Consider the following 19,496-nt stretch of genomic DNA (forward strand, 5'->3'; position numbering starts at 1 on the left):
CTATTGTCATTAATTAAAGTAAGTTTGTTGAACAAATTGGTTACTGGGGACTGGGGACTGGGGATTAGGGACTGGGGACTAGGTACTAAGGAATGGGGAGTAACAAGATAAGGACTTCTTTTTTAATAATTTCCCCTAACCCCCAATCTCAGTCCCTAATCGCCATTCCCTAATCCCCCAGAATGTAGATAAGGCTTAAGGATGAAAGCACCATTACCTGATAACGAAGCACAGAGAATCGAGACGCTGTTGGAGTATAAGATTCTCGATACACCGCCTGAAGCCGCTTTTGACGACCTCACCCGTTTAGCATCGTATATTTGTCAGACTCCTATTGCCTTAATTAGCTTAATTGATACAAATCGCCAGTGGTTCAAGTCAAAAGTCGGCTTGGATGCTCTAGAAACAGATCGAGATTTGGCATTCTGTGCCCATGCTATTCTACAGCCTGATGTTTTTGTTGTGCCTGATGCAACAGATGACAAACGGTTCGCCACCAACCCACTAGTAACATCTGACCCAAAAATTCGCTTTTATGCTGGCGTACCTCTGATTAATCCAGAGGGATATACGTTCGGAACCCTGTGTGTAATTGACTACGTACCACGCGAACTTACCCCAGATCAGATAGAGGCATTACGAACATTAGGTCGTCAAGTCATCAAGCAAATGGAATTACGCCGAAATTTGGCAAGTTTGGTATTTGTGACTAAAAAAAGCAAGCAGGCACAGAAGGTAAGTAAACAATTTTTTAAAAAGATTGCGGCAGGTTTTGGTCTAGCATCAGTAATTTTAGTTTTGATTGGTGTAGTTTCCTATCAAAATACAAGAGTATCTATTAATAATCGCAATATAGTAAAAAATACTTATAAAAAAATCAATACCCTAGAAGAACTACTGTCTCAGATCAAGAATGCGGAGACTGAGCAACATAGTTATATTCTCACTGGCAAAGAAAATTATCTAAAACCTCATCAAGAAGCAGTTGCCAACATCGATCGAGAAATTGCCAAACTAAAAAATTTATCTAAAGATCAACCAAACCAAGAAAAGCAGATTGCAACCCTTGAATCCCTGATTACAGCTAAACTTACTGAACTAAAACAGACTATTTACTTACGCCAAAACAAGGGATTAGAGGCAGCGTTGCAGGTACTACTGACAAATAAAAGTCAAAATCTCATGGATGATATCCGCAAGGTGAGCAATGAGATAGAGAATGAGGAAAGGGGGCGGCATCAGCAACTGTCACAAGCAGCAAAAGCTTGGACTCGCAAAACAACTGTGACAATTGCGATCGCTATTTGCCTAAGTTTTATCATTCTTGCTGTAGTCTACTACTTTATCTATCGTGAGGTAACAGAGCGCAAAAGGACAGAAGAAACCTTAAATCAGGAACGCAATTTTATCTCAGCAGTCCTTGATACAGCTAGCGCGTTGGTAATAGTTCTCGATTCTCAAGGGCAAATAGTTCGTTTTAATCAAGCTTGCGAGCAAATAACAGGTTACTCCTTCGATGAGGTGAGGGGTAGGTGTTTCTGGAACTTGTTCTTACTTCCTGAAGAAGTAGAGTCAGTTAAAGCAGTTTTTGAAGAATTGCTAACCGATAGAGGCTTGTTGGAGAACGAAAACTATTGGGTCATGAAGGATGGTAGTCGCCGACTAATTGCCTGGTCGAATACCTTCTTAAAAGACTATGAAGGGTCAGTGGAATACATCGTTGGTACTGGCACTGACATCACCGATCGCAAACGATCGCAACAGCATCTAATTGCACAATATGCTGCAACCCGCGTTTTGGCGGAGTCCACGACCATCGGCGAGGCTACCCCCCAAATCTTACAAGGGATCTGTGAGAGTTTGGGATGGGATTTAGGGGAAATTTGGATGGTGGATGGGCAAGCAAATGTGCTGCGTCTTTTGGACATTTGGCATAAAGCCTCTCTTGATGTGCAAGAATTTACAGCACTGAAGCGTCAAACCAACTTTATAAAAGGAGTTGGACTACCTGGGCGTGTCTGGGCTAATTCTGAACCTGTTTGGCTTACTGATATCGTCAAGGATCTGAATTTCCCTCACTTCCAAATCGCCAATCAAATAGGATTACACGCCGCTTTCGGTTTTCCGATCCGCAGTGGTAACAAAGTCCTCGGTGTGATTACCTGCTTCAATCGTGAAATCCAACCACCCGATCTAGATTTGGCCAAAACGATGAATTCCATCGGTGAGCAAGTAGGGCAGTTTATTCAAAGGAAACAGGCTGAAGAGGAATTGCAACGCCAAAACTTGCGATCGCAACTATTCACCGAAATCACCCTCAAGATTCGCAAATCTTTGCAAATCGAAGAAATTCTCCAAATCACTGTCGAGGAGGTACAAAAGATTCTCCAGACTGACCGAGTTTTGATCTATCAGCTTTTACCAGATGAATCGGCAACCACGGTCACGGAAGCAGTAGTTTCTGGCTTACCGACAATCAAAGAGCAAAACATCTCTGGCCCATACTTTAGAGCAGAATATCTCCAGCAGTACTATCTACAGCAGTACCGTCAAGGACGGGTTTTCGGGCTGGCTGAATTGGATCTACTGGAACTCCAACAAAGCAATCTGGAATTATTACAACAGTTTGGAGTCAAAGTCAATTTGGTTGTACCCATACTTGTTAAAGACGAACTTCGCGGTTTGCTCATAGTCCATCAGTGTGATGATTCCCACCAATGGTCTAGTTTTGAAACCGATCTTTTGCGGCAAATAGCCGACCAAGTAGGTATTGCCTTAGCTCAAGCCCAACTATTAGCAGCAGAAACTCGTCAGCGACAAGAACTTGAAATTGCCCGTCGCCAAGCTGAATTAGCTTCTCAGACGAAAAGTGCCTTTTTAGCAAATATAAGTCATGAAATTCGCACTCCGATGAATGCTGTTTTGGGAATGACCAGTTTGGTCTTAGATACTCCCTTAGACCCAGAACAGCGAGAATTTATTGAAATAATTCGGATTAGTGGAGACGCTCTTTTAAGTTTAATCAACGAGATTTTGGATCTTTCCAAACTTGAAGTTGGAGAGATGGCTCTGGAAACTCTAGATTTTGACCTATCCACTTGTGTTGAAGAACTGTTAGATTTATTGGCTCCTTCAGCCCATAATAAAGGATTGGAAATTGCCGCACTGATCGATCGCAATGTCCCCATCCACCTCAAAGGGGATGCTGGTAGACTGCGGCAAATTCTGATGAACTTGATGAGCAACGCTATTAAGTTCACCAGCACTGGTGAAGTTTTTGTGGAAGCAAAATTATCTTCCCTTTCCTCGACTACAGCCACGATTCATTTTGCCATCACAGATACAGGTCTTGGTATTAACCCTGAAGACCAACGCAAACTATTTACGCCATTTACTCAAGTGGATGCTTCTACCACTCGCAAGTATGGTGGTACTGGTTTAGGATTAGCCATCTGTAAACAACTGGTGACTTTAATGGGAGGAGTAATTGGGGTAGAAAGTCAGATGGGGAAAGGATCTAAGTTTTGGTTTGAAGTTCCTTTTGCCAAGCAACTTGACCCTGTTTTACCAAAATACGAAGGCGGACTTTTGAACAATCGTCGCTTGTTAGTGGTAGATAGCAATGCTACTAATTGCAAAATTGTTTACCATCAAGCTACTAGGTGGGGAATGCAGGTAGATCGAGCTGACAGTATTCCTGCTGCCCTGAAAGCTATTCAGGAAGCTTGTGAGCAGAGGAATTCCTATGATGTAGTCTTGGTTGATATGGAGGTGCCTCAAACAAATGGCATGACTTTAGAAGAACAAATTAAAGCCAATTCTGCAATTGCTGACATACCTTTGATTGTTCTCACCTCTATTAATCAACGCGCTCAAGTGCAACGGGCGCTGAAAGTAGGATTTGCTGCTTATTTAGTCAAACCCCTTAAGCCATCTCGACTTCTCGATACTATTATGACTATTCTAAAAACTCAGCCGGAAGCAGAACAAGGGGCTAGAGACTTAAGGTTAGAGGCTACTAAAGAAATTCCAAGTACAGAAACTTCTAGCATTCTTAATTCTTCCGTTAATGCCTCTGCTAAATCTAAGTTAAGAATTCTCTTAGCTGAAGATAATTTGGTGAATCAAAAAGTAGCCTTAAAGCAACTCCAGAGTTTAGGCTACAAAGCCGATGTCGTTGCCAATGGCAAGGAAGTCTTGGAGTTATTAGAAAAAATTCCTTACGATTTGATTCTAATGGATTGCCAAATGCCAATTCTTGATGGTTTAGAAACTACAAAAGAAATTCATCGTTGGCAAGAGGATATTTTTGCTTTGCGTCGTCGTCCTGTGGTAATCGCAATGACGGCTAATGCAATGAAAGAAGATGAAGAAATGTGTCTCAATGCAGGAATGGATGACTATCTGAGTAAGCCAGTATTTAAAGAAAAATTAGCTGCGACTCTAGAGCATTGGACAGGCGTGATCAGCTCGCAACAAGAGCCAGTTGTGTATGAACAGAAAGTTACCAGCACAAATAACAGCACAGTTGACCTAGAAATTGATTGGGAACACTTGCATCGAATATCGGGAAATGACGCAGAATTTGAATTAAGCCTATTGCAAGTATGCGTTAAAGATATTAAACCCCGTTTAGAGATGATTAAAGCAGCGATCGCGGCTAATGACTTTGGACAAATTGTGCGAGAAACTCATCATCTCAAAGGTGCAAGTATCAACATTGGAGCCACAGCTATGTATCTAGCAGCTGACAAACTAGAAAAATTAGCTTATCATCAACAGCTTAGAGATGCTACTAAGTTAATTTTAGAGTTAAAAGAATTTGTCAACTCCATTGAAGATTTTTTAACAAGAAGTAATTCAGGAGCTAGGGGTCAATAGTTTTGTTTTGCATGAAGCAGGAGATAAGCTGTTGTGTTTTTAATTTGCACATTGAGACAGCAGGGGGGCAGAGGGGCAGGGGAGCAGAGGAGAGGGTTTACAGGTTTTACCTAAAAGATTATGAGGCAACTTGTAGGTGCGACAGCTTATAAACTTTTTATGTATATATTTTATACTTAGCTTATTTAGGAACTACTGTTAAGATGCAAAAATTGCCTTGATGTATACGTACCAGAATAATATTATACAAAAATTTACAAGATTTTCGTAAAAAAATCTGCATATAATCTTCCAATATCTCCAGCAACATTAGACGACAGGTTTGCTGATATAGTAACTGATACCGTCGGTACTTGACGATTTATCATTATTCAAGAGGTCTTATGAAACGCTTAATCTACATCATTCCTGTTGCTGCAATTAGTTTACTGACATTGGTTGGATGCAACAGCGATCAAAAATCTACTACCCAGACTCCTGCAACCACTGAAACAACTGCGGCGACAACAGTATCAAAAACTCCTGTTGCTACACAGGGAGGTTTTGATACTTTGGTCGGTGTAGTTTCAAATACAAAAACTGCGGTTCAAGCCGGAAAATTTGACACAGCTCAACAGGAATTTAATAAGTTTGAAAACGCTTGGTCTAAGGTTGAGGATGGTGTCAAAACTAAATCTTCAAAAACCTATAATGTAATCGAAGATACTGCGACCCAGGTGAAGGGTTCGCTGAAAGCTAAAGATAAAGCGAAATCTCTTAAAGGGTTACAAACGCTTAACACAAATATCGCCACTGTTTCTAAGTAAGAAGTGAGAACCACAAATTAGCAGATTTTTCCCCGAAAATAGGCGATAATCCGACTCTTTTAATGGATGTCTGAGATAGCCACCCACCGATTTAGTCATTAGTCAAAAGTCATTGGTACTAATGACTTTTGACTAACAATACAATGACTTTGATTTCTCCAGGAGATTTTGGATAATGCGTTCATTTCGCAAATACCACCGGACTCTAGCGATTATTTTGGCTTTACCGCTTGCTGTAACATTGTTAACTGGTATTGCAGTTACGCTAGTAGGTGAATGGTCAGCTAACCTTGGAGTTCCTCGTAGTCTACTGCTTTCGATTCATCGTGGTGAAATCTTCGGTTTAGAGGGAATCTACCCGATTTTGAACGGACTAGGGCTATTGGGGTTGTTGGTTACTGGATTAAGTATGACTAGTTTGTTTGGTAGGAAAAAGCCAAAATCTGGAAATAATTAGTCAAGAGCGATCGCAATCTTTTAAAGTATAAAAACAAGTAAGTTACCCTGCGATCGCAAAGAATCCCAAAGGAAAAATCAATAAACTTCTTACAGAAATTGGGAAAAGGAGTAAGAAAAAACCCTTTCCCTTTAACATCCATCTCTTTCCCCCTCTTGCAAAAGCTACTTTTGCAAGAGACTCCATAAGTTGCACCCACAAGGAGCAATGAAATATTTTTTCTCCCTGCGCCCTATTCCCTCACTAAATCGACATTCCATAGAATTTGGACAGACATAACTTTTTCAATTCTTTGACAAGCTCCTGTCACATCAAGCTCTTAACTTTAAAATATTAGTCTTGGCGAAATAATTAGACATGACAAGAATCAGAAAATATTTCCCAATTCTTTACTTTTACCTTTGAAAGTCAAGTTGCAAACCAATTGCACTCATAAGTAAAGTTAGTGCCTTAATTATCAAAAATCAGAATTTCACTCTAATTTCATTTCTGAATGTCATACTAATTATGTCAGATTGAAATTTCTTTCCCTCTAAAGCAACAAGTATTTATCAAGGTTCAAATAACTATGAATAACCTATCTTACCAGTCTCTAGAAAATGAAAAACCTTTATCTACTGTTGATGCAGTGCGTACTTATCTTCACGAGATTGGACGTATACCTTTATTGACTAATGAGCAAGAGATTAATTTTGCCAAGCAAGTTCAAAAAATGATGGCTTTACTGGCTGCAAAAGAAAAATTAGCTATTCAATTAAAACGTCAACCAACACAACAAGAGTGGATTGAAAATACAAATATCGGTGAAAATTCACTGCTGCAACAGCTAGCTCAGGGACATCAAGCCAAGCAGAAAATGATTAAAGCTAACCTGCGGCTTGTAGTATCTATTGCTAAAAAGTATCAAAGACATAACCTAGATTTTCTCGACTTAATTCAAGAAGGAAGTTTAGGTTTAGAGCGAGGAGTTGAAAAATTTGACCCTACTAAAGGATATAAATTTTCAACCTATGGCTATTGGTGGATTCGTCAGGCAATTACACGAGCGATCGCCGAACAAGGACGTACTATCCGCTTGCCTATTCATATTACAGAAAAACTTAACAAAATCAAGCGTATTCAACGCGAACTAACTCAAAAATTAGGTCGTACTCCTACAGCAGTTGATATCGCTGAAGAACTATCTTTAGAGCCAAAACAAATTCGAGATTATTTACTCTTAGCACGTCAACCTGTCTCGCTAGAATTACGAGTTGGCTCAGAAAAAGATATAGAATTACAAGATATGTTGGAGGATAATGGATTGTCTCCAGAATTATACGCTGACCAAACATTTCTTCAGCAAAATCTTCAAACTTTATTGTCAAAATTAAATCCCCAACAACGAGAAATATTAACTTTACGTTTTGGTTTAACAGATGAAAATGAACTTTCTTTAGCTGAGATTGGTCAACGTATGGGTATTAGTCGAGAACGAGTGCGACAGATAGAGCAACAAGCTTTGGGTAGTCTAAGAAGACATAAGGATAAGATACACAGCTATCTATAGTAATCCGATTGGATTCCTGTTCGCGTAGCGTGGCGTAGCCATAATTATCTGTGTAGATAGGGAACAAGAACTAGGGAACTCTTAACATAAAAGAAGGATATAGATGTGTATTGAATCTTGTTCAAAAATCAAATAGGAGTTCTATAGGTATAGCAAGGGACTGAGGACTGGAGACTGGGGACTGGGGGAAAAGTCTTCTTGTGTCTAAGTTTCATCATCTGTTGATGTCCTAACCACCTTGACTTGTGCTTTAGTAATGACGCTCGTTAGCGCTAGCGTGACGTAGGCAAGACTCGCTAACGTAATTCGTAATGGGGATTTATACTCTGCGATAAAACTTACTGCTTGTTAGTTGCTCTTTAATTAAACTCGCAGAATTTGATAAATTCTGATAATCACAATCTATAAAAATAGAGATTGAACAGTCAAATCCTTCTGGGTGATGCTGAAGTTACGCTGTTCTGCTGTGGCAATGAATGAAACGATCGCTTCACACGCCACAGCAACGGCTAATATCACTAGGTTTCGCGCCAAGGGATAATCGCAAACATCATCATTAACCTCGGAAGGAACGCGATAAACGTCATTCCAAATGACTTCTGCATAATCAGGCGATAGTCCTGCATGAAGACAAGGTATGCTTAATTGGTCAGCATAATCTTTCACTGCTTGACGCGCCACGCTATTGTCAAAGACATCGACAATTAGCTGGCTGTCTTTGAGTAATTGGGTTGTATTTGCTGGTGTCAATTCTTTTGTTTTGGCATCAACTTTAGTACCAATTGCTCGATATAAATTGTTCGCCAAGATTTTCGCCTTGAACGCTCCCACATCAGAACGGTAGTAAGGCTGAGTCGAAAGGTTACGCTCCTCAATGCGATCGCGATCTATCACGGTAAGTTTATCAAAACCAGACCGAGCTAAGTTTTCTGCAATATTAGCTCCTAATGCTCCAGCGCCACAAATGGTTACAGGATAGTTTTTTAGCTTTGTCATCACAGCATTGGTGCGGTAAAGCTGTTCGTGAAAGAAAATACTCATAATAAACCGTAATTCGTAATTAATTACTCTTGTTGTTCTATGACAGCCACTAAGGATTGCAAGTCAAAATCGCGATCGCGTCCACTTAGGCAAATACCAGAACTAACAACAGTCAAATCAGTTTTAGCGATCGCACTACTATGGCGAACACCATCAGAGGTTGTCCAATCAACTGTCCAGTAGTCGCTGCGATCGTGAAATTGGTTTAATTCGCCGCCGCCCATTTGCAACGCCTTTCTCAGTCGCTTTTCATCCTGTTGGGGTTGAGTAAAGGGAGCAATGCGCCGAGTTGCTAATTCATACACTGTGCGGATTTCTGGAGTCATGCCCTTAAACTGTAATTCTTCAACAGGAATGAGTTGCTTAACGGCAGATTGCAGAGTTTCAACAATTACCGGATCGGTACGGCGATCTACTTCCTCGAACCAGCAAGACTGTCCATTCCATCGGGCAATGATTTGCTCAAAGGCGCTACCCTCGGTAACTAAGTGGACTGCGATCGGCTTAACTACCTTCAACCGTTGACGCATATCTGCTTCATTCACGGGGTATGCTAACCAAGTTTGTTTTTGCAGTTGGTGTGCTAACCGCAGCCGCATTTGGGGAAAGTGTTGCAGGTATTCTGCAATTTGGGGTAAGTCTGCCTCTTCTACAACCTACTTTTAAGTACTGGAAATACAGTACAGTTACATGACGATGTAGCTTTTCAGAATTTATTTAATCTAGTGAATTACGATGCTTCTAAAAATGAGTTTTTGAGGTTTATATCTATAGAGTTAGCATGGCTAGTGAGGTGTCTACCTTACTTTTTTATCGCAATGACTTTAAGATATTTACTTGTTAAAACAAACTTTTCACTGTTGCGTGTGAAATTTGTATACGCTTACTTGCTATTAGGTTTATTTCTCGTTGCTAACATTTATAGTAACCCAATACTTGCTGGTTTTCGGGAAGTTTTTTTGGGATATTCTCTTTTATTATACAGTATTGTTTTATCGAATTACTTGAAACCAAATAGCGTCATAAAAAATTTAGGATTATGTTCTTTTGGAATTTACTTGATACACCTATTTGCAATTAATATTATGCAAGTTTATCTGAAGAAAACTCAACCTCATTTATTAGAGGAAGTAACTGTTTTCTCTCAATTAGCATTTTCTATACCCAGTTTTCTCATGAGTTGGTTAGCTGTATTCATTCTGATGAAAAATAAAAGGATTGCTAAGTACTTATTTGGTGTTTAGCAACAAATTGAATTAGTTAATAACAAGTTCAATTTACAGATTTTCCCAAACCAGAATACATGCGTCAGCCGTCAGAATTCAGCATGAATTCTGTACGAGTGGTGGATGAATAAACGGGTTTAAAACCCCCACCAAATTTTAAATTTGGTGGTCAACAAGAAAGTGGGGGTCTGAATCCCCAAATGAATTGATTCTGACTCCTGAATTCTTCTTCAACTTTGTAAATCAATAAAAGTGAGAATAGTATGATGGAATAAGATCGGAATGCGTCATGAGTAACCATAACGCACCCTGATGTACTCTACTTATCTTCTCTCACCGGCAACGGCATATCCAGAATCTCCATCAGCAAATCCAGGCGAGAGGGGCGCGTTAGAAGTGGGACGAGATTCGGCAAGCTGTAGTAATCACCCGCAAAAGTAAACGTATCTACAGGTGCTTGCTGCTGCTTCAATTGACTCTCCACCCAATCGTAATGACCACCCACACGAACAATCACCACATTGGGCATTATCGCCAACTCCCGACAGTAATTCTTGTAGACTTCACCGAAGTAAGGAGCCGCATTTTCGCCCTCGTCTGTGACTATGATAATCTGGTCAACTACCTGCTTCTTTTTCCGCATTGCTTCCAATGCACAGCCGATGCTAGTACCACCACCAGCATTGATATGCTGAAAGGAACGCTCCCAGTCGGTCAACTCCTTGCCCTTTGCTGTAATAGCGTCAGGAATGGTGTCGAAGGCGTAGACAAACAATTCTGCCTTAGTGATACCAGAGATTAGGGCGGCGAGTTGTTTACCGATCGCGATCGCATTTTCCATTGAACCAGACTTATCCACCAATAAGGCGGTTGGACGAGCGATCGCACCACGCCGCTTTACCTGTTCGTTTGTCACCTTTTCCAGTTGAGCAACCGTGTCTGCGTCAAAATCTCCTGCGTCTGCCGCAACCTGTGCTTTGAATGCTGAGACACGTGTACTCTTAGACGCTGCTTCCAGCTTGGAATCAATCAGCTTCTTGACTTCTGGGTGATCCATTGCGCCTCTAGTTTGGAGAGACTTGAGATTGTTGATCGCTTCTTGAGGAGTCATGCTGTTGATTAACGCCACCAAGACAACAGGTGTAAGTTGCTTGATTGCACCAACTGCGATCGTATAGGGAATTTTGAACTCCACAATCAGCCGTGCCTGTTCTGCGGCATTTTCTGCCTTAGCAAGCTGCTTCAGCACATTTGCTAAGGAACCCTCTGGAGGAGTATCGCCAAACAAAATCGCATTTGCCCGTTCATTTGGCTTGATGTGCAGTGAAGCATATAAGTGCTTCATTGCTTTACGACCTCGCAAAGCAGCGCGATCGAACAGAGCCGGATTGCTCTCCCGTACCTTCAAGTAACGCCGTACCGCAGTGCGAGCGGAACGAGGCAGTTTATTCTGCTGCTGCTTCATGAAGTCTATTACACGAGCCACCTGATAGGGTGGAAACTCTTGCAACATCATAAATCCAGCATCCCGGTGTTCAATCAAATTGCTGGTTAGTAAGTGAGCTAGGAATACTTCTTTATGGTCGCGGACATCACCATGACGCTGATACCAGACTGCTAAATGTCCGTAGAAAAGGGGATCTAGTTCAACAATTAACTGGTGAATTTCTGCGACTTGCTCAAGTTTGCGGTGAGGATTTGTCAGCAAACTATTGAGCATTTCCAGACGCAGATCGCGTTCTGCGATATTCATGAGAACCTCCTTTAGGAATTTTAGATTTTGGATTTTAGATTTTGGATTGCAATCTAAAATCCAAAATTGAAGGAGGCAGATGTTGCACGCGGGGCGATAAAGTCACCGCGCAAGTTGTAGAAGCATTGAGTATAACTTTTGCAAAATTATGTAAGCTTCTGCGATCGGGGCGCGGCAACAACTGCCAGTTTTGATGTAACGTATCGAAATCGTTAATACTACTCCCTAAAAGTAGTAGCTGCGTAAGCTGCCATCATATCTGCCGCTATTGCGACAGCACTTCTTGAAAGCAGCGACCAGAACCACAAAGACAAAGGTCATTGTTACCAAGCTTTTCCTGTAGTTCTTTGTCGCCATGAACAAGGCGATCGCCACGTTTAACAGCTTTTTCAGATGGAAAGCCACGACGATGTTTGCTTAAGGGTTCAAAAGCAGAAATCGTCGAAATCTTCAGGCTCGATGTTGAAAGAATTAATCTTTTTCATCGTTCTCACCTCCATATTTAAAATTTAAATGAAATAAAATCACCTCGTGCAAGTCGAAAAAGCTGTTGGTTCACACACGGGATTTGAACCCGTAGTTGCTTGATTTCTCAAGTGCCTTACCATTCGGCTAGTATGTAAGCTTTTTCAGTTAGGGCACGAAGTGAAAATTTTAGTTTTTAGAAAGTTGATTTAAAATAAATCGAATTTCTTTCTTATTACACTGCTTTTTACTAACAGCGTAAATCGTTTGACCTCTATAAGTTGCAGCAGAATAATAAATTTTACCTTTGACAGCATCCATCACATAATGAGTTTGTACAGGCGGAATATCTTCAAAGGTAATTAAATACCAAATCTCGTTTAGCTTTTGGTATTCATGATAATTATCAATGATGAGAATATCGGTTTTTTCCTGCTTTTGCTTCTGTTTTCGAGGTACTTTTTCGACTGCACAAAGAATTCCGGTTTCAGGATGGATATAGAACTGATCGCGGTGGTTTGTATTTAGCTGCATTCCATACCCTTGGTAAGGCTTGCTATAAAAACCACCATCAATTATTTCCACATACCGTTCAACATAGTCCCATACATGATCGATAACATGCTGTCCTGCCATTGTGTTGGGATCTAATCGTTGACACAGTTGGCTGTAAACCTCATTCCAAGGCTGTCCGACTTGCGATCGCAAAAACCGACGCAAGGGGCCGAGATGGTCTGAAAGATACTTGGATTTATTTATTGGTTTAATCAGGTAAGAATTAAACAATCCATCCTGAATTGCATCCTCGGTGATTTTGTATAATCGCTTCTTAAAGCCAGTCACCTTTTTGAGGCTAATTCTCCTCCCACCGCGAGGACGTTCAATCACAATCTCGCTCAAACGATGTTCGCTCATATCTCACGTTGTTTAAATTCAGTTGTTCTAATTGAGTTGTTATTAAACATGAGTTAGCTAACATCATTGAACTCACCTCCGTATTAAGTAAAGGTTATAGACAAATACGATTTAAATAATTGGAATTCCGCGCAAGTTAGCAAAGCAGTTTTCATAGTTGCCTATACCAGTTTGGCTACGCTCCCATCAAAGGGAGCGACAGGAGTTGAACCTGCATTCCGTTGCCGGAGTGTGTGTAGACTTCACAAGTTAGGGCGCAGAATTGAGTCTTAAATCACTCCGTGCAAGTTTGAGAAGCTTTTTACAGCTTATGGCCGCTCTTACCAAATTATTGGCAGTGGGCACGGATCTTAAATCTGCAAGAGACTTAGAATACTTGACTTGCTCGATCGCTCGAATTTCGCTACCTTAGGGCCATTTTGAATGTGTATGTATGCTTCTTCTGTTAGGGCACGGATAACTAGGTACTTCAACCATAGACAGCTTCAGGGCGGACAATCAAATCGCCACTAGGACGGCGATCGATTACGTAAGCAGAAAGGCGATCGCTATTCACATCTAAATGTCGAGCAACCCGCTCCTTCACCGCCACATCATTCATCCCTGCTGCAATTCCCAACTGGGTTTTTGGCACATCAACAGAACGTCCTTCAAATCGAATATGAACCATTGCAATCACCTCTTTTTTAATTACGAATTCGTATTAGTGGATCTGATCGGGATTGAACCGATACCCTCCCTGTGAGAGTTACACTCACACCTCATGCAAGTTGAAAAAGCTGTGGTAACACCGCAGGAATTGAACCTGCACTTATCGTTAAGATACGATCGCTCTACCATTGAGCAAGTATGTAAGCTTTTTCTGTCAGGGCACAAGTGACATCTAGGAACTCTACCGTTAGGGCTACAGACCCAAGGAAAGCATAATTGCGATGCTCTCAATCTGCGAAGGAAGCGTCTACACAACTTCAACCGCAGTCAAGTTTGGTGGAGCCGTCGGGAATTGAACCCGAATCCTGCAACCGTCCGTTTGTTGGCTTCGGAGCAGTCGAACACCAATCGCGGCCCCAAAAGTGGCATCTATGCAATTGTCAAGCTTCTGAGAGATTTTAGTTTTGCCTTTTGAGGAGGCTCTTATTTTGTATACTACATTTGTAGTATACAATCGACATTATGTCAAGAGGGTACTACAAATTTCGCAGTTCAATGCGTGTCAATTAGATTAGATCCCAATACAGTCTAGTTAAAAATAATTATTAGGTTAGGTTTAACGAACGCGCACAGCATTCCGTAGGGAAGTAAAATCCAATAAATGCCTGAAAATGTTGGGTTTCGTTCCTCAAAGACCACTTGCTTCTCCCTTGGCGCTAGCCTCTCGCTTTGGGAGAAAGAGAAAAGCTGTGCGTAGCTTGCTTTTTTGTCAGGAAGTCGGGAAACTGCTTCAAAACTAAGGTTTAATCGGCACAAATTCATATTTACCAGTGCCAGGTATTTGTTGAACTTTAACTAAGAGCTACGTGAGTTTACCAAAAAATTTTTAATATTTTTACAGAATTTTATAAAGTTTAAGTAAAAATATGTATATTTAACGCTCTGCTCAGAAAGCGCACTATTAATCCTAATACAACTCAAGATTCTAATTTAATTTAGAGAGTATTCCAATGCAGAGAAAACTATTTCTAACCCACAGTCTGCTGCCGCCAATGTTGTAAAAACCACTCATACAATTCTGGGTTATTATATGTCTGCGTCCATGAATCGTGATTGGCTTCTGGATAAACTGTAAATTTTACATTCCCGTCGTGGACTTTGAGTGCAGAAACCATAATTTCTGACTCACTTAAGGGAACGACATTATCTTTGGCTCCGTGAAATGCCCACACAGGAAGATTTTTCAGCTTACCTGCTGCTTGTGGATTACCACCGCCACAAATAGGCGCGATCGCAGCAAATCGTTCTGGCTGTGCTGCTGCTAAATGCCATGTTCCATAGCCACCCATGCTTAAGCCGGTCAGGTAAACCCGATCTGGATCGACAGCACAGGATGCAATAACCTCATCTAGAAGGTTACTCAATCGCTCTATATTCCAATATTCACGGCGCGGACATTGGGGAGAAATGACAATGAAGGGAAAATCCGGCTGTTGTTCTACAACCTTGGCGATACCGTGCTTTTTGACATCATCTAAGTCAGAACCTCGCTGACCCGCACCGTGTAAAAATAGGATTGTTGGTAAAAGTGGCTGTTGTATTTGGTTGCGATCGCCATCTGGGTGCAGTCCATCTGGTAAAAATAGCAGGTAGTTATAGCTGTCAGTAGAAGTAACGTGTCGTTGTAGTGGCGGCATAACATTAAAAAACTTTGTTAGTTCAACGTATATGAACAGCTATTTTATAACTTGGTCGCTATGTTGCTTATTGTTCAGTATAAGTTTCTGCTTAAGCGTTCGTGCAACTACTCCGCAGGAGTATCGCGTTGCTAAAAAATGGATAAAGTCGAGCTTAGTATTTCTGACATCTATCATTACGTTTATATTTTCATTGTCTCATGAATAGACTAACTCGATCCAAAAAATACGGGGACGCAAACCCGGATTTCTCACCACATCTCGATTAAGCCTACGCTTGAGCATGGGAGCATGGGAGCAGGGGAGAGTTCAAATACCAAGTTCTTTCCCCTCTGCCCCTCTGCCCCTCCAGAAATGCGGGGCAAAGAAATAACTCTCCGTGTCCCCGTGTCTTTGTGTCTCTTCAATGAGTGACTACTACCAAATCCGATTTCCATTTTCGTCAACTCGTGCTTGCCGAATTACGTCGGAAATTTCTTCAGCATCTTTAACGTGGTGGAGTGCCTTCTTTTCTCCGTTAGGTTCATCCACAACGAAGTAAGTCGGGACTGTGATTCTATCACCTGTAATATCTGGTACATCATCAATAGCTTTCTGTTTAGCTTTTTCTTCAACAGATTGAGACTCATCAGCAATCTTATCTCCAGGATTTGCAGTTAAGTTTCTTTCCTTCACATTGGGTTCTTCGCTAGAATGCCAATCTTTACTCACTGGTTGATTAATTTGATTTTCTTGATTATTTTCAGTCGTCATAGCTTTTTCAGGTATTAAACAATGTATCTTTACCAATTACACTGTAGAAAATCCCAGATACAAGGTGTTCTTTCTCTAGAGAGACTTTGAGAATAGATTTGACAAGAACACTTCTTAAGTTAGATATTTTTTGTTGGCATTACTATTTAGTCCTAAATACGGTATTCTTATCACTCAACAACTTAAAAACGAAGAATGATTCTAAGAGGATGTCTAAAAAGTTTTTTTGTATACACCTAACAGTTTGAGATCCACCTAAATCCACGCCACATGCTCCACTTGGGGAAACCCCAAGACCGCAGTGGCTCCCCTTAAAAAGGGGGACTTTAAGACGGGAGCAACGCGAAAAAGTGAGATCATCGTCTAATGAGCAGGGGGAGCAGGGGGAGCAGGGGGAGTAAAGAAAATATTTAGTATAGTTTACTACTAAAAAACTAAAAAATATACTTAAATTATTTCTCTCCCCCTGCCTCCCCTGCCTCCCCTGCTTACTCACCTCACAAAATCGCATTGCTCCCCTTTAAGACTCTTATTCCCCCCTTTTTAAGGGGAGTTAGGGGTGATCAACAAATATTTGATACTTTTCAGACATCCTCTAAGCGATCGCGCCGTAAAATTATGTTAGTAGACCTTTATTGGTAAATCGGGTCATGAAAGAAAATTTTTCTACAAATGCCAAAATTCCAGCTAGTATAAAAACGCGCCGCGATTTTTTAACTTATACGCTAGGTGGTACAGCAGCATCATTAGCGATCGGATATCTATTTCCCAAAGTTAGCCAAGGTCATGAGATCAGCCTAGAAACCCTTTGCTCTCTGTATCCAAAGAATTCGCGCTGTCAAAATTATCTTCCCGGATCTCTAGCACGAGACAAAGACGGTAAAGAAATTCAGGCTAATGCATTATTGACAACCGCAAAACCTGGAATTCCGATTCTTGTAAAAGGCTTACCAGACAATAGCGTTGATTATCTGATCGTTCAAGATGGGCCAAAGATTGCTGAGTATGGTATCAATCCAACTTGTACCCATTTAGGATGTACAGTTGAGTGGGATCTTGAGAAGAATCACTTTATTTGTCCTTGTCATGGATCTCAATACGATTCTCAGGGTCGAGTCGTTCATGGCCCAGCCAAACGTTCTTTACCACTTATCACTGTAGTAGTAAAGCAAAATCAAGTTAGTCTAGTCGCTCAAAAACCTGCTGTAGATCCTCGTTAACTTACTACTATCAAATTAGATTAGACGATGCCACCATACTTTTTGAGCAGGTGTGAGCAAGTTCTAAATTATAGTTGTCGCTAAATTAACACCTAAAAGGGTCTTCACTCTTGCAATTCTTTAGACCAATGCGATCGCTCATCTGACTTTTAGCTATGGTGTTATCTGATTGCCAAATTGTTTTATGCACTAAATTTCAAATTTGTCAATTTCTAATGTCTACGACTAAAGTCAAATTTTAGAATCAAGTCCTCAGCTAAACTAGAGACTATACAAACCGTTGTTAATTACTAGTACATGCTAGCGGAGGTTTTCCTACCTTTAACGAGAATATTTTACCCCTTGTTAGTCTGGTTAATTGAGATGGTAGCTAGGATTTCCGCCGTGATGAGACTAGTTGCTATGTCTTTCGCTCTCCAAGGAAATCCAGTCAAACGGTAGAGATAACTCGTCAGCTAACATGTATGTCAAGTCAACTGATACTACAAAAGTGACCTAAAAATTCTGGCATTGTGACACTTAAGTTAGTTTCCTTGCCCATAATAATAAAAGTAAGCTTTCAGGAATTTCCCGTTGTACTCTATTAGTAAATCGTAACATATTTTTAACTATGACTACGCAAACACTATCTTCACCAGAAGTTTATCAAGGTCAGTTTGGGGAATTTACAATTACTCAGAGCGATCGCACTGGCGTAATTATCTACCGTGCTGGCTTAATGGTAGCAGCACTGAGCTTCGCCATCGGTAGCGGTTTGGTTTTGTTCAACAATAACCCGATTGTAACTGCACTTACACCTTTATATGCTTGTTTTAGTCTCGCTCTTGGTGTAAGTTTATTTACCATTCATATCTACATGGCATTACTGCATCGAATGTTGCAAATTTTTTGGGCGATCGGTACTATAACATCAGTAATTTTGGCAATCTCTAATACTGAACCTTTAGCTCTGACTGTTTACAATCAGCCTCTCACCTTATTTGGAGTTGGTTTTATTTTCGTTGCTTTGACAGGGATTTATTTTAAAGAGGCTTTTTGCTTCAATCGTTTGGAAACCAAAGTATTAACCTTAATAGTACCGCTACTGTTGTTAGGACATTTGGTGGGAATTTTACCAGTTCAGGGTGAAAGTGTTTTATTAGGAATTTGGGCAACGTTGTTTTTGGTATTTGCCTTGAGAAAGACAGTCCAAGCAATTCCTGATGATATTGGAGATAAGTCTGTATTTACTTACTTAAAAGAACAACGTTTAGCTAAGGTTTAATGCAGGCAAAAAATCGTCGGCGTCAAAAATTTCCAAAAATCAAACTAATAAAACGCCAAGAAATGTGGACACTTACGGCTCAGGGGTGGGCGATTGCGATCGCTTTGATTGCTTATTTAATATTTTTCACTATCACTCATGTACACTCATTTCTCGCCGTGACTTCCCCGATCAAATCAGCAGAAATATTAGTTGTTGAAGGATGGCTACCAGATTATGCCATCCAACAAGCTTTGACTGAATTTAAAAACGGTTCTTATCGTCTAGTAATTACCACGGGAGGCTCAATAGAAAAAGGAAATTATCTTAGCGAATACAAAAACTTTGCAGAAGTATCAGCCGCCACCTTTGAGAAACTCGGTTTAGAATCGGAGAAGGTGGTAGCTGTTCCTACACCTATGGTAATTAAGGATCGTAGTTATGCATCAGCTGCTGAGTTCGATCGCTGGCTATCTAATTCAAATTTAAAGCTACAATCAATTAATCTTTTTTCTTTGGACGTTCACACTCGTAGAAGTTGGTTGCTGTTCAGAAAACTACTTAGCCCTAAAGTCAAAGTTGGTGCGATCGCTGCTGAAACACAAGATTACGATCCAAGCAAATGGTGGGATTCTAGCCAAGGCGTGCGGACAATTATTGATGAAGGTGTCGCTTATATTTATGCGCGGTTTTTGAATTGGAAAGCCTAAAAGTAATAATTCATAGTTCATAATTTGGCTGCGTTATTAGCGAAAAATGGAAAAAGTGGAGCTATCCTCCCAGGAGTTATAGCAAGGGACTGGGGACTGGGGACTGGGTGAAAAGTCTTCTTGTGTGTA

14 protein-coding genes, 2 tRNA genes, 1 other RNA gene and 1 pseudogene are annotated in these 19,496 nt (G+C 40.7%); 7 read left to right on the plus strand and 11 right to left on the minus strand.

The window, feature by feature from the left end:
- The first annotated feature begins 201 nt into the window (after nt 1–201).
- The 4 genes from V7K42_RS11495 (at nt 202) to V7K42_RS11510 (ending at nt 7,693) form a co-directional block, all read left to right on the plus strand.
- Nucleotides 202–4,881 (plus strand): GAF domain-containing protein, encoded by a 4,680-nt coding sequence (locus V7K42_RS11495; RefSeq protein ID WP_334916241.1) that lies wholly within the window; start codon nt 202–204, stop codon nt 4,879–4,881.
- A 383-nt stretch (nt 4,882–5,264) separates the two neighbouring features.
- Complete coding sequence (locus V7K42_RS11500) at nt 5,265–5,687, plus strand: DUF4363 domain-containing protein (protein WP_334916243.1); 423 nt, start codon at nt 5,265–5,267, stop codon at nt 5,685–5,687.
- A gap of 175 nt (nt 5,688–5,862) precedes the next feature.
- Nucleotides 5,863–6,144, plus strand: a complete 282-nt coding sequence (locus V7K42_RS11505) for a peptidase (protein WP_094332569.1) — start codon at nt 5,863–5,865, stop codon at nt 6,142–6,144.
- Nucleotides 6,145–6,712: 568 nt separating this feature from the next.
- The gene (locus V7K42_RS11510) at nt 6,713–7,693 is read left to right on the plus strand and encodes an RpoD/SigA family RNA polymerase sigma factor (protein WP_334916245.1); all 981 of its coding nucleotides are present in this window, start codon (nt 6,713–6,715) and stop codon (nt 7,691–7,693) included.
- Between the two features lie 402 nt (nt 7,694–8,095).
- Here the strand turns inward: V7K42_RS11510 and V7K42_RS11515 are convergent, their stop codons facing one another.
- The 11 genes and pseudogenes from V7K42_RS11515 to V7K42_RS11565 form a co-directional block, all read right to left on the minus strand.
- A complete protein-coding gene (locus V7K42_RS11515) occupies nt 8,096–8,734 on the minus strand; it encodes a ThiF family adenylyltransferase (RefSeq protein WP_334916246.1) in 639 nt (212 codons plus the stop codon).
- A 23-nt stretch (nt 8,735–8,757) separates the two neighbouring features.
- A pseudogene (locus tag V7K42_RS11520) lies at nt 8,758–9,390 on the minus strand (hypothetical protein); the annotation flags it as partial.
- Between the two features lie 889 nt (nt 9,391–10,279).
- Complete coding sequence (locus V7K42_RS11525; protein ID WP_334916248.1) at nt 10,280–11,713, minus strand: vWA domain-containing protein; 1,434 nt, start codon at nt 11,711–11,713, stop codon at nt 10,280–10,282.
- Nucleotides 11,714–11,938: 225 nt separating this feature from the next.
- A complete protein-coding gene (locus tag V7K42_RS11530) occupies nt 11,939–12,118 on the minus strand; it encodes a hypothetical protein (RefSeq protein WP_334916250.1) in 180 nt (59 codons plus the stop codon).
- A gap of 146 nt (nt 12,119–12,264) precedes the next feature.
- Nucleotides 12,265–12,335, minus strand: a tRNA-OTHER gene (locus V7K42_RS11535).
- Between the two features lie 32 nt (nt 12,336–12,367).
- Nucleotides 12,368–13,093: a hypothetical protein gene (locus tag V7K42_RS11540; RefSeq protein WP_334916252.1), complete on the minus strand. Its 726-nt coding sequence runs from the start codon at nt 13,091–13,093 to the stop codon at nt 12,368–12,370.
- Between the two features lie 469 nt (nt 13,094–13,562).
- The gene (locus V7K42_RS11545; protein ID WP_012407952.1) at nt 13,563–13,763 is read right to left on the minus strand and encodes a hypothetical protein; all 201 of its coding nucleotides are present in this window, start codon (nt 13,761–13,763) and stop codon (nt 13,563–13,565) included.
- Nucleotides 13,764–13,875: 112 nt separating this feature from the next.
- A tRNA-OTHER gene (locus V7K42_RS11550) sits at nt 13,876–13,945 on the minus strand.
- A gap of 133 nt (nt 13,946–14,078) precedes the next feature.
- Nucleotides 14,079–14,162, minus strand: a transfer-messenger RNA (tmRNA) gene (gene ssrA / locus V7K42_RS11555).
- 610 nt (nt 14,163–14,772) lie between these two features.
- Nucleotides 14,773–15,441 carry a prolyl oligopeptidase family serine peptidase gene (locus V7K42_RS11560; protein WP_334916254.1) on the minus strand — a complete coding sequence of 223 codons (669 nt, stop codon included), beginning with the start codon at nt 15,439–15,441 and terminating at the stop codon, nt 14,773–14,775.
- Between the two features lie 417 nt (nt 15,442–15,858).
- Entirely contained in the window at nt 15,859–16,194 is a 336-nt protein-coding gene (locus V7K42_RS11565; protein ID WP_334916255.1) for a hypothetical protein, read from the minus strand.
- Between the two features lie 650 nt (nt 16,195–16,844).
- On the opposite strand from V7K42_RS11565, the gene V7K42_RS11570 reads away from it, so the two are divergent.
- The 3 genes from V7K42_RS11570 to V7K42_RS11580 all read left to right on the plus strand — a co-directional run bounded on the left by V7K42_RS11570 (nt 16,845) and on the right by V7K42_RS11580 (nt 19,367).
- A complete protein-coding gene (locus tag V7K42_RS11570; protein WP_334916257.1) occupies nt 16,845–17,414 on the plus strand; it encodes a Rieske 2Fe-2S domain-containing protein in 570 nt (189 codons plus the stop codon).
- Between the two features lie 610 nt (nt 17,415–18,024).
- Nucleotides 18,025–18,678 carry a DUF2301 domain-containing membrane protein gene (locus V7K42_RS11575; protein WP_334916259.1) on the plus strand — a complete coding sequence of 218 codons (654 nt, stop codon included), beginning with the start codon at nt 18,025–18,027 and terminating at the stop codon, nt 18,676–18,678.
- Nucleotides 18,678–19,367 (plus strand): ElyC/SanA/YdcF family protein, encoded by a 690-nt coding sequence (locus V7K42_RS11580; protein WP_334888967.1) that lies wholly within the window; start codon nt 18,678–18,680, stop codon nt 19,365–19,367. The genes V7K42_RS11575 and V7K42_RS11580 overlap by 1 nt, the downstream gene beginning before the upstream one ends.
- Nucleotides 19,368–19,496: the final 129 nt, after the last annotated feature.

Source organism: Nostoc sp., from assembly GCF_036917455.1.
In the GTDB taxonomy this organism is placed as follows: domain Bacteria; phylum Cyanobacteriota; class Cyanobacteriia; order Cyanobacteriales; family Nostocaceae; genus Nostoc.

Bases quoted from the DNA above. Each gene is read 5' to 3' on its own strand.
- V7K42_RS11495 (WP_334916241.1), top strand. From the start codon at position 202: ATGAAAGCACCATTACCTGATAACGAAGCACAGAGAATCGAGACGCTG.
- V7K42_RS11500 (WP_334916243.1), top strand. From the start codon at position 5,265: ATGAAACGCTTAATCTACATCATTCCTGTTGCTGCAATTAGTTTACTG.
- V7K42_RS11505 (WP_094332569.1), top strand. From the start codon at position 5,863: ATGCGTTCATTTCGCAAATACCACCGGACTCTAGCGATTATTTTGGCT.
- V7K42_RS11510 (WP_334916245.1), top strand. From the start codon at position 6,713: ATGAATAACCTATCTTACCAGTCTCTAGAAAATGAAAAACCTTTATCT.
- V7K42_RS11515 (WP_334916246.1), bottom strand. From the start codon at position 8,734: ATGAGTATTTTCTTTCACGAACAGCTTTACCGCACCAATGCTGTGATG.
- V7K42_RS11525 (WP_334916248.1), bottom strand. From the start codon at position 11,713: ATGAATATCGCAGAACGCGATCTGCGTCTGGAAATGCTCAATAGTTTG.
- V7K42_RS11540 (WP_334916252.1), bottom strand. From the start codon at position 13,093: ATGAGCGAACATCGTTTGAGCGAGATTGTGATTGAACGTCCTCGCGGT.
- V7K42_RS11545 (WP_012407952.1), bottom strand. From the start codon at position 13,763: ATGGTTCATATTCGATTTGAAGGACGTTCTGTTGATGTGCCAAAAACC.
- V7K42_RS11560 (WP_334916254.1), bottom strand. From the start codon at position 15,441: ATGCCGCCACTACAACGACACGTTACTTCTACTGACAGCTATAACTAC.
- V7K42_RS11565 (WP_334916255.1), bottom strand. From the start codon at position 16,194: ATGACGACTGAAAATAATCAAGAAAATCAAATTAATCAACCAGTGAGT.
- V7K42_RS11570 (WP_334916257.1), top strand. From the start codon at position 16,845: ATGAAAGAAAATTTTTCTACAAATGCCAAAATTCCAGCTAGTATAAAA.
- V7K42_RS11575 (WP_334916259.1), top strand. From the start codon at position 18,025: ATGACTACGCAAACACTATCTTCACCAGAAGTTTATCAAGGTCAGTTT.
- V7K42_RS11580 (WP_334888967.1), top strand. From the start codon at position 18,678: ATGCAGGCAAAAAATCGTCGGCGTCAAAAATTTCCAAAAATCAAACTA.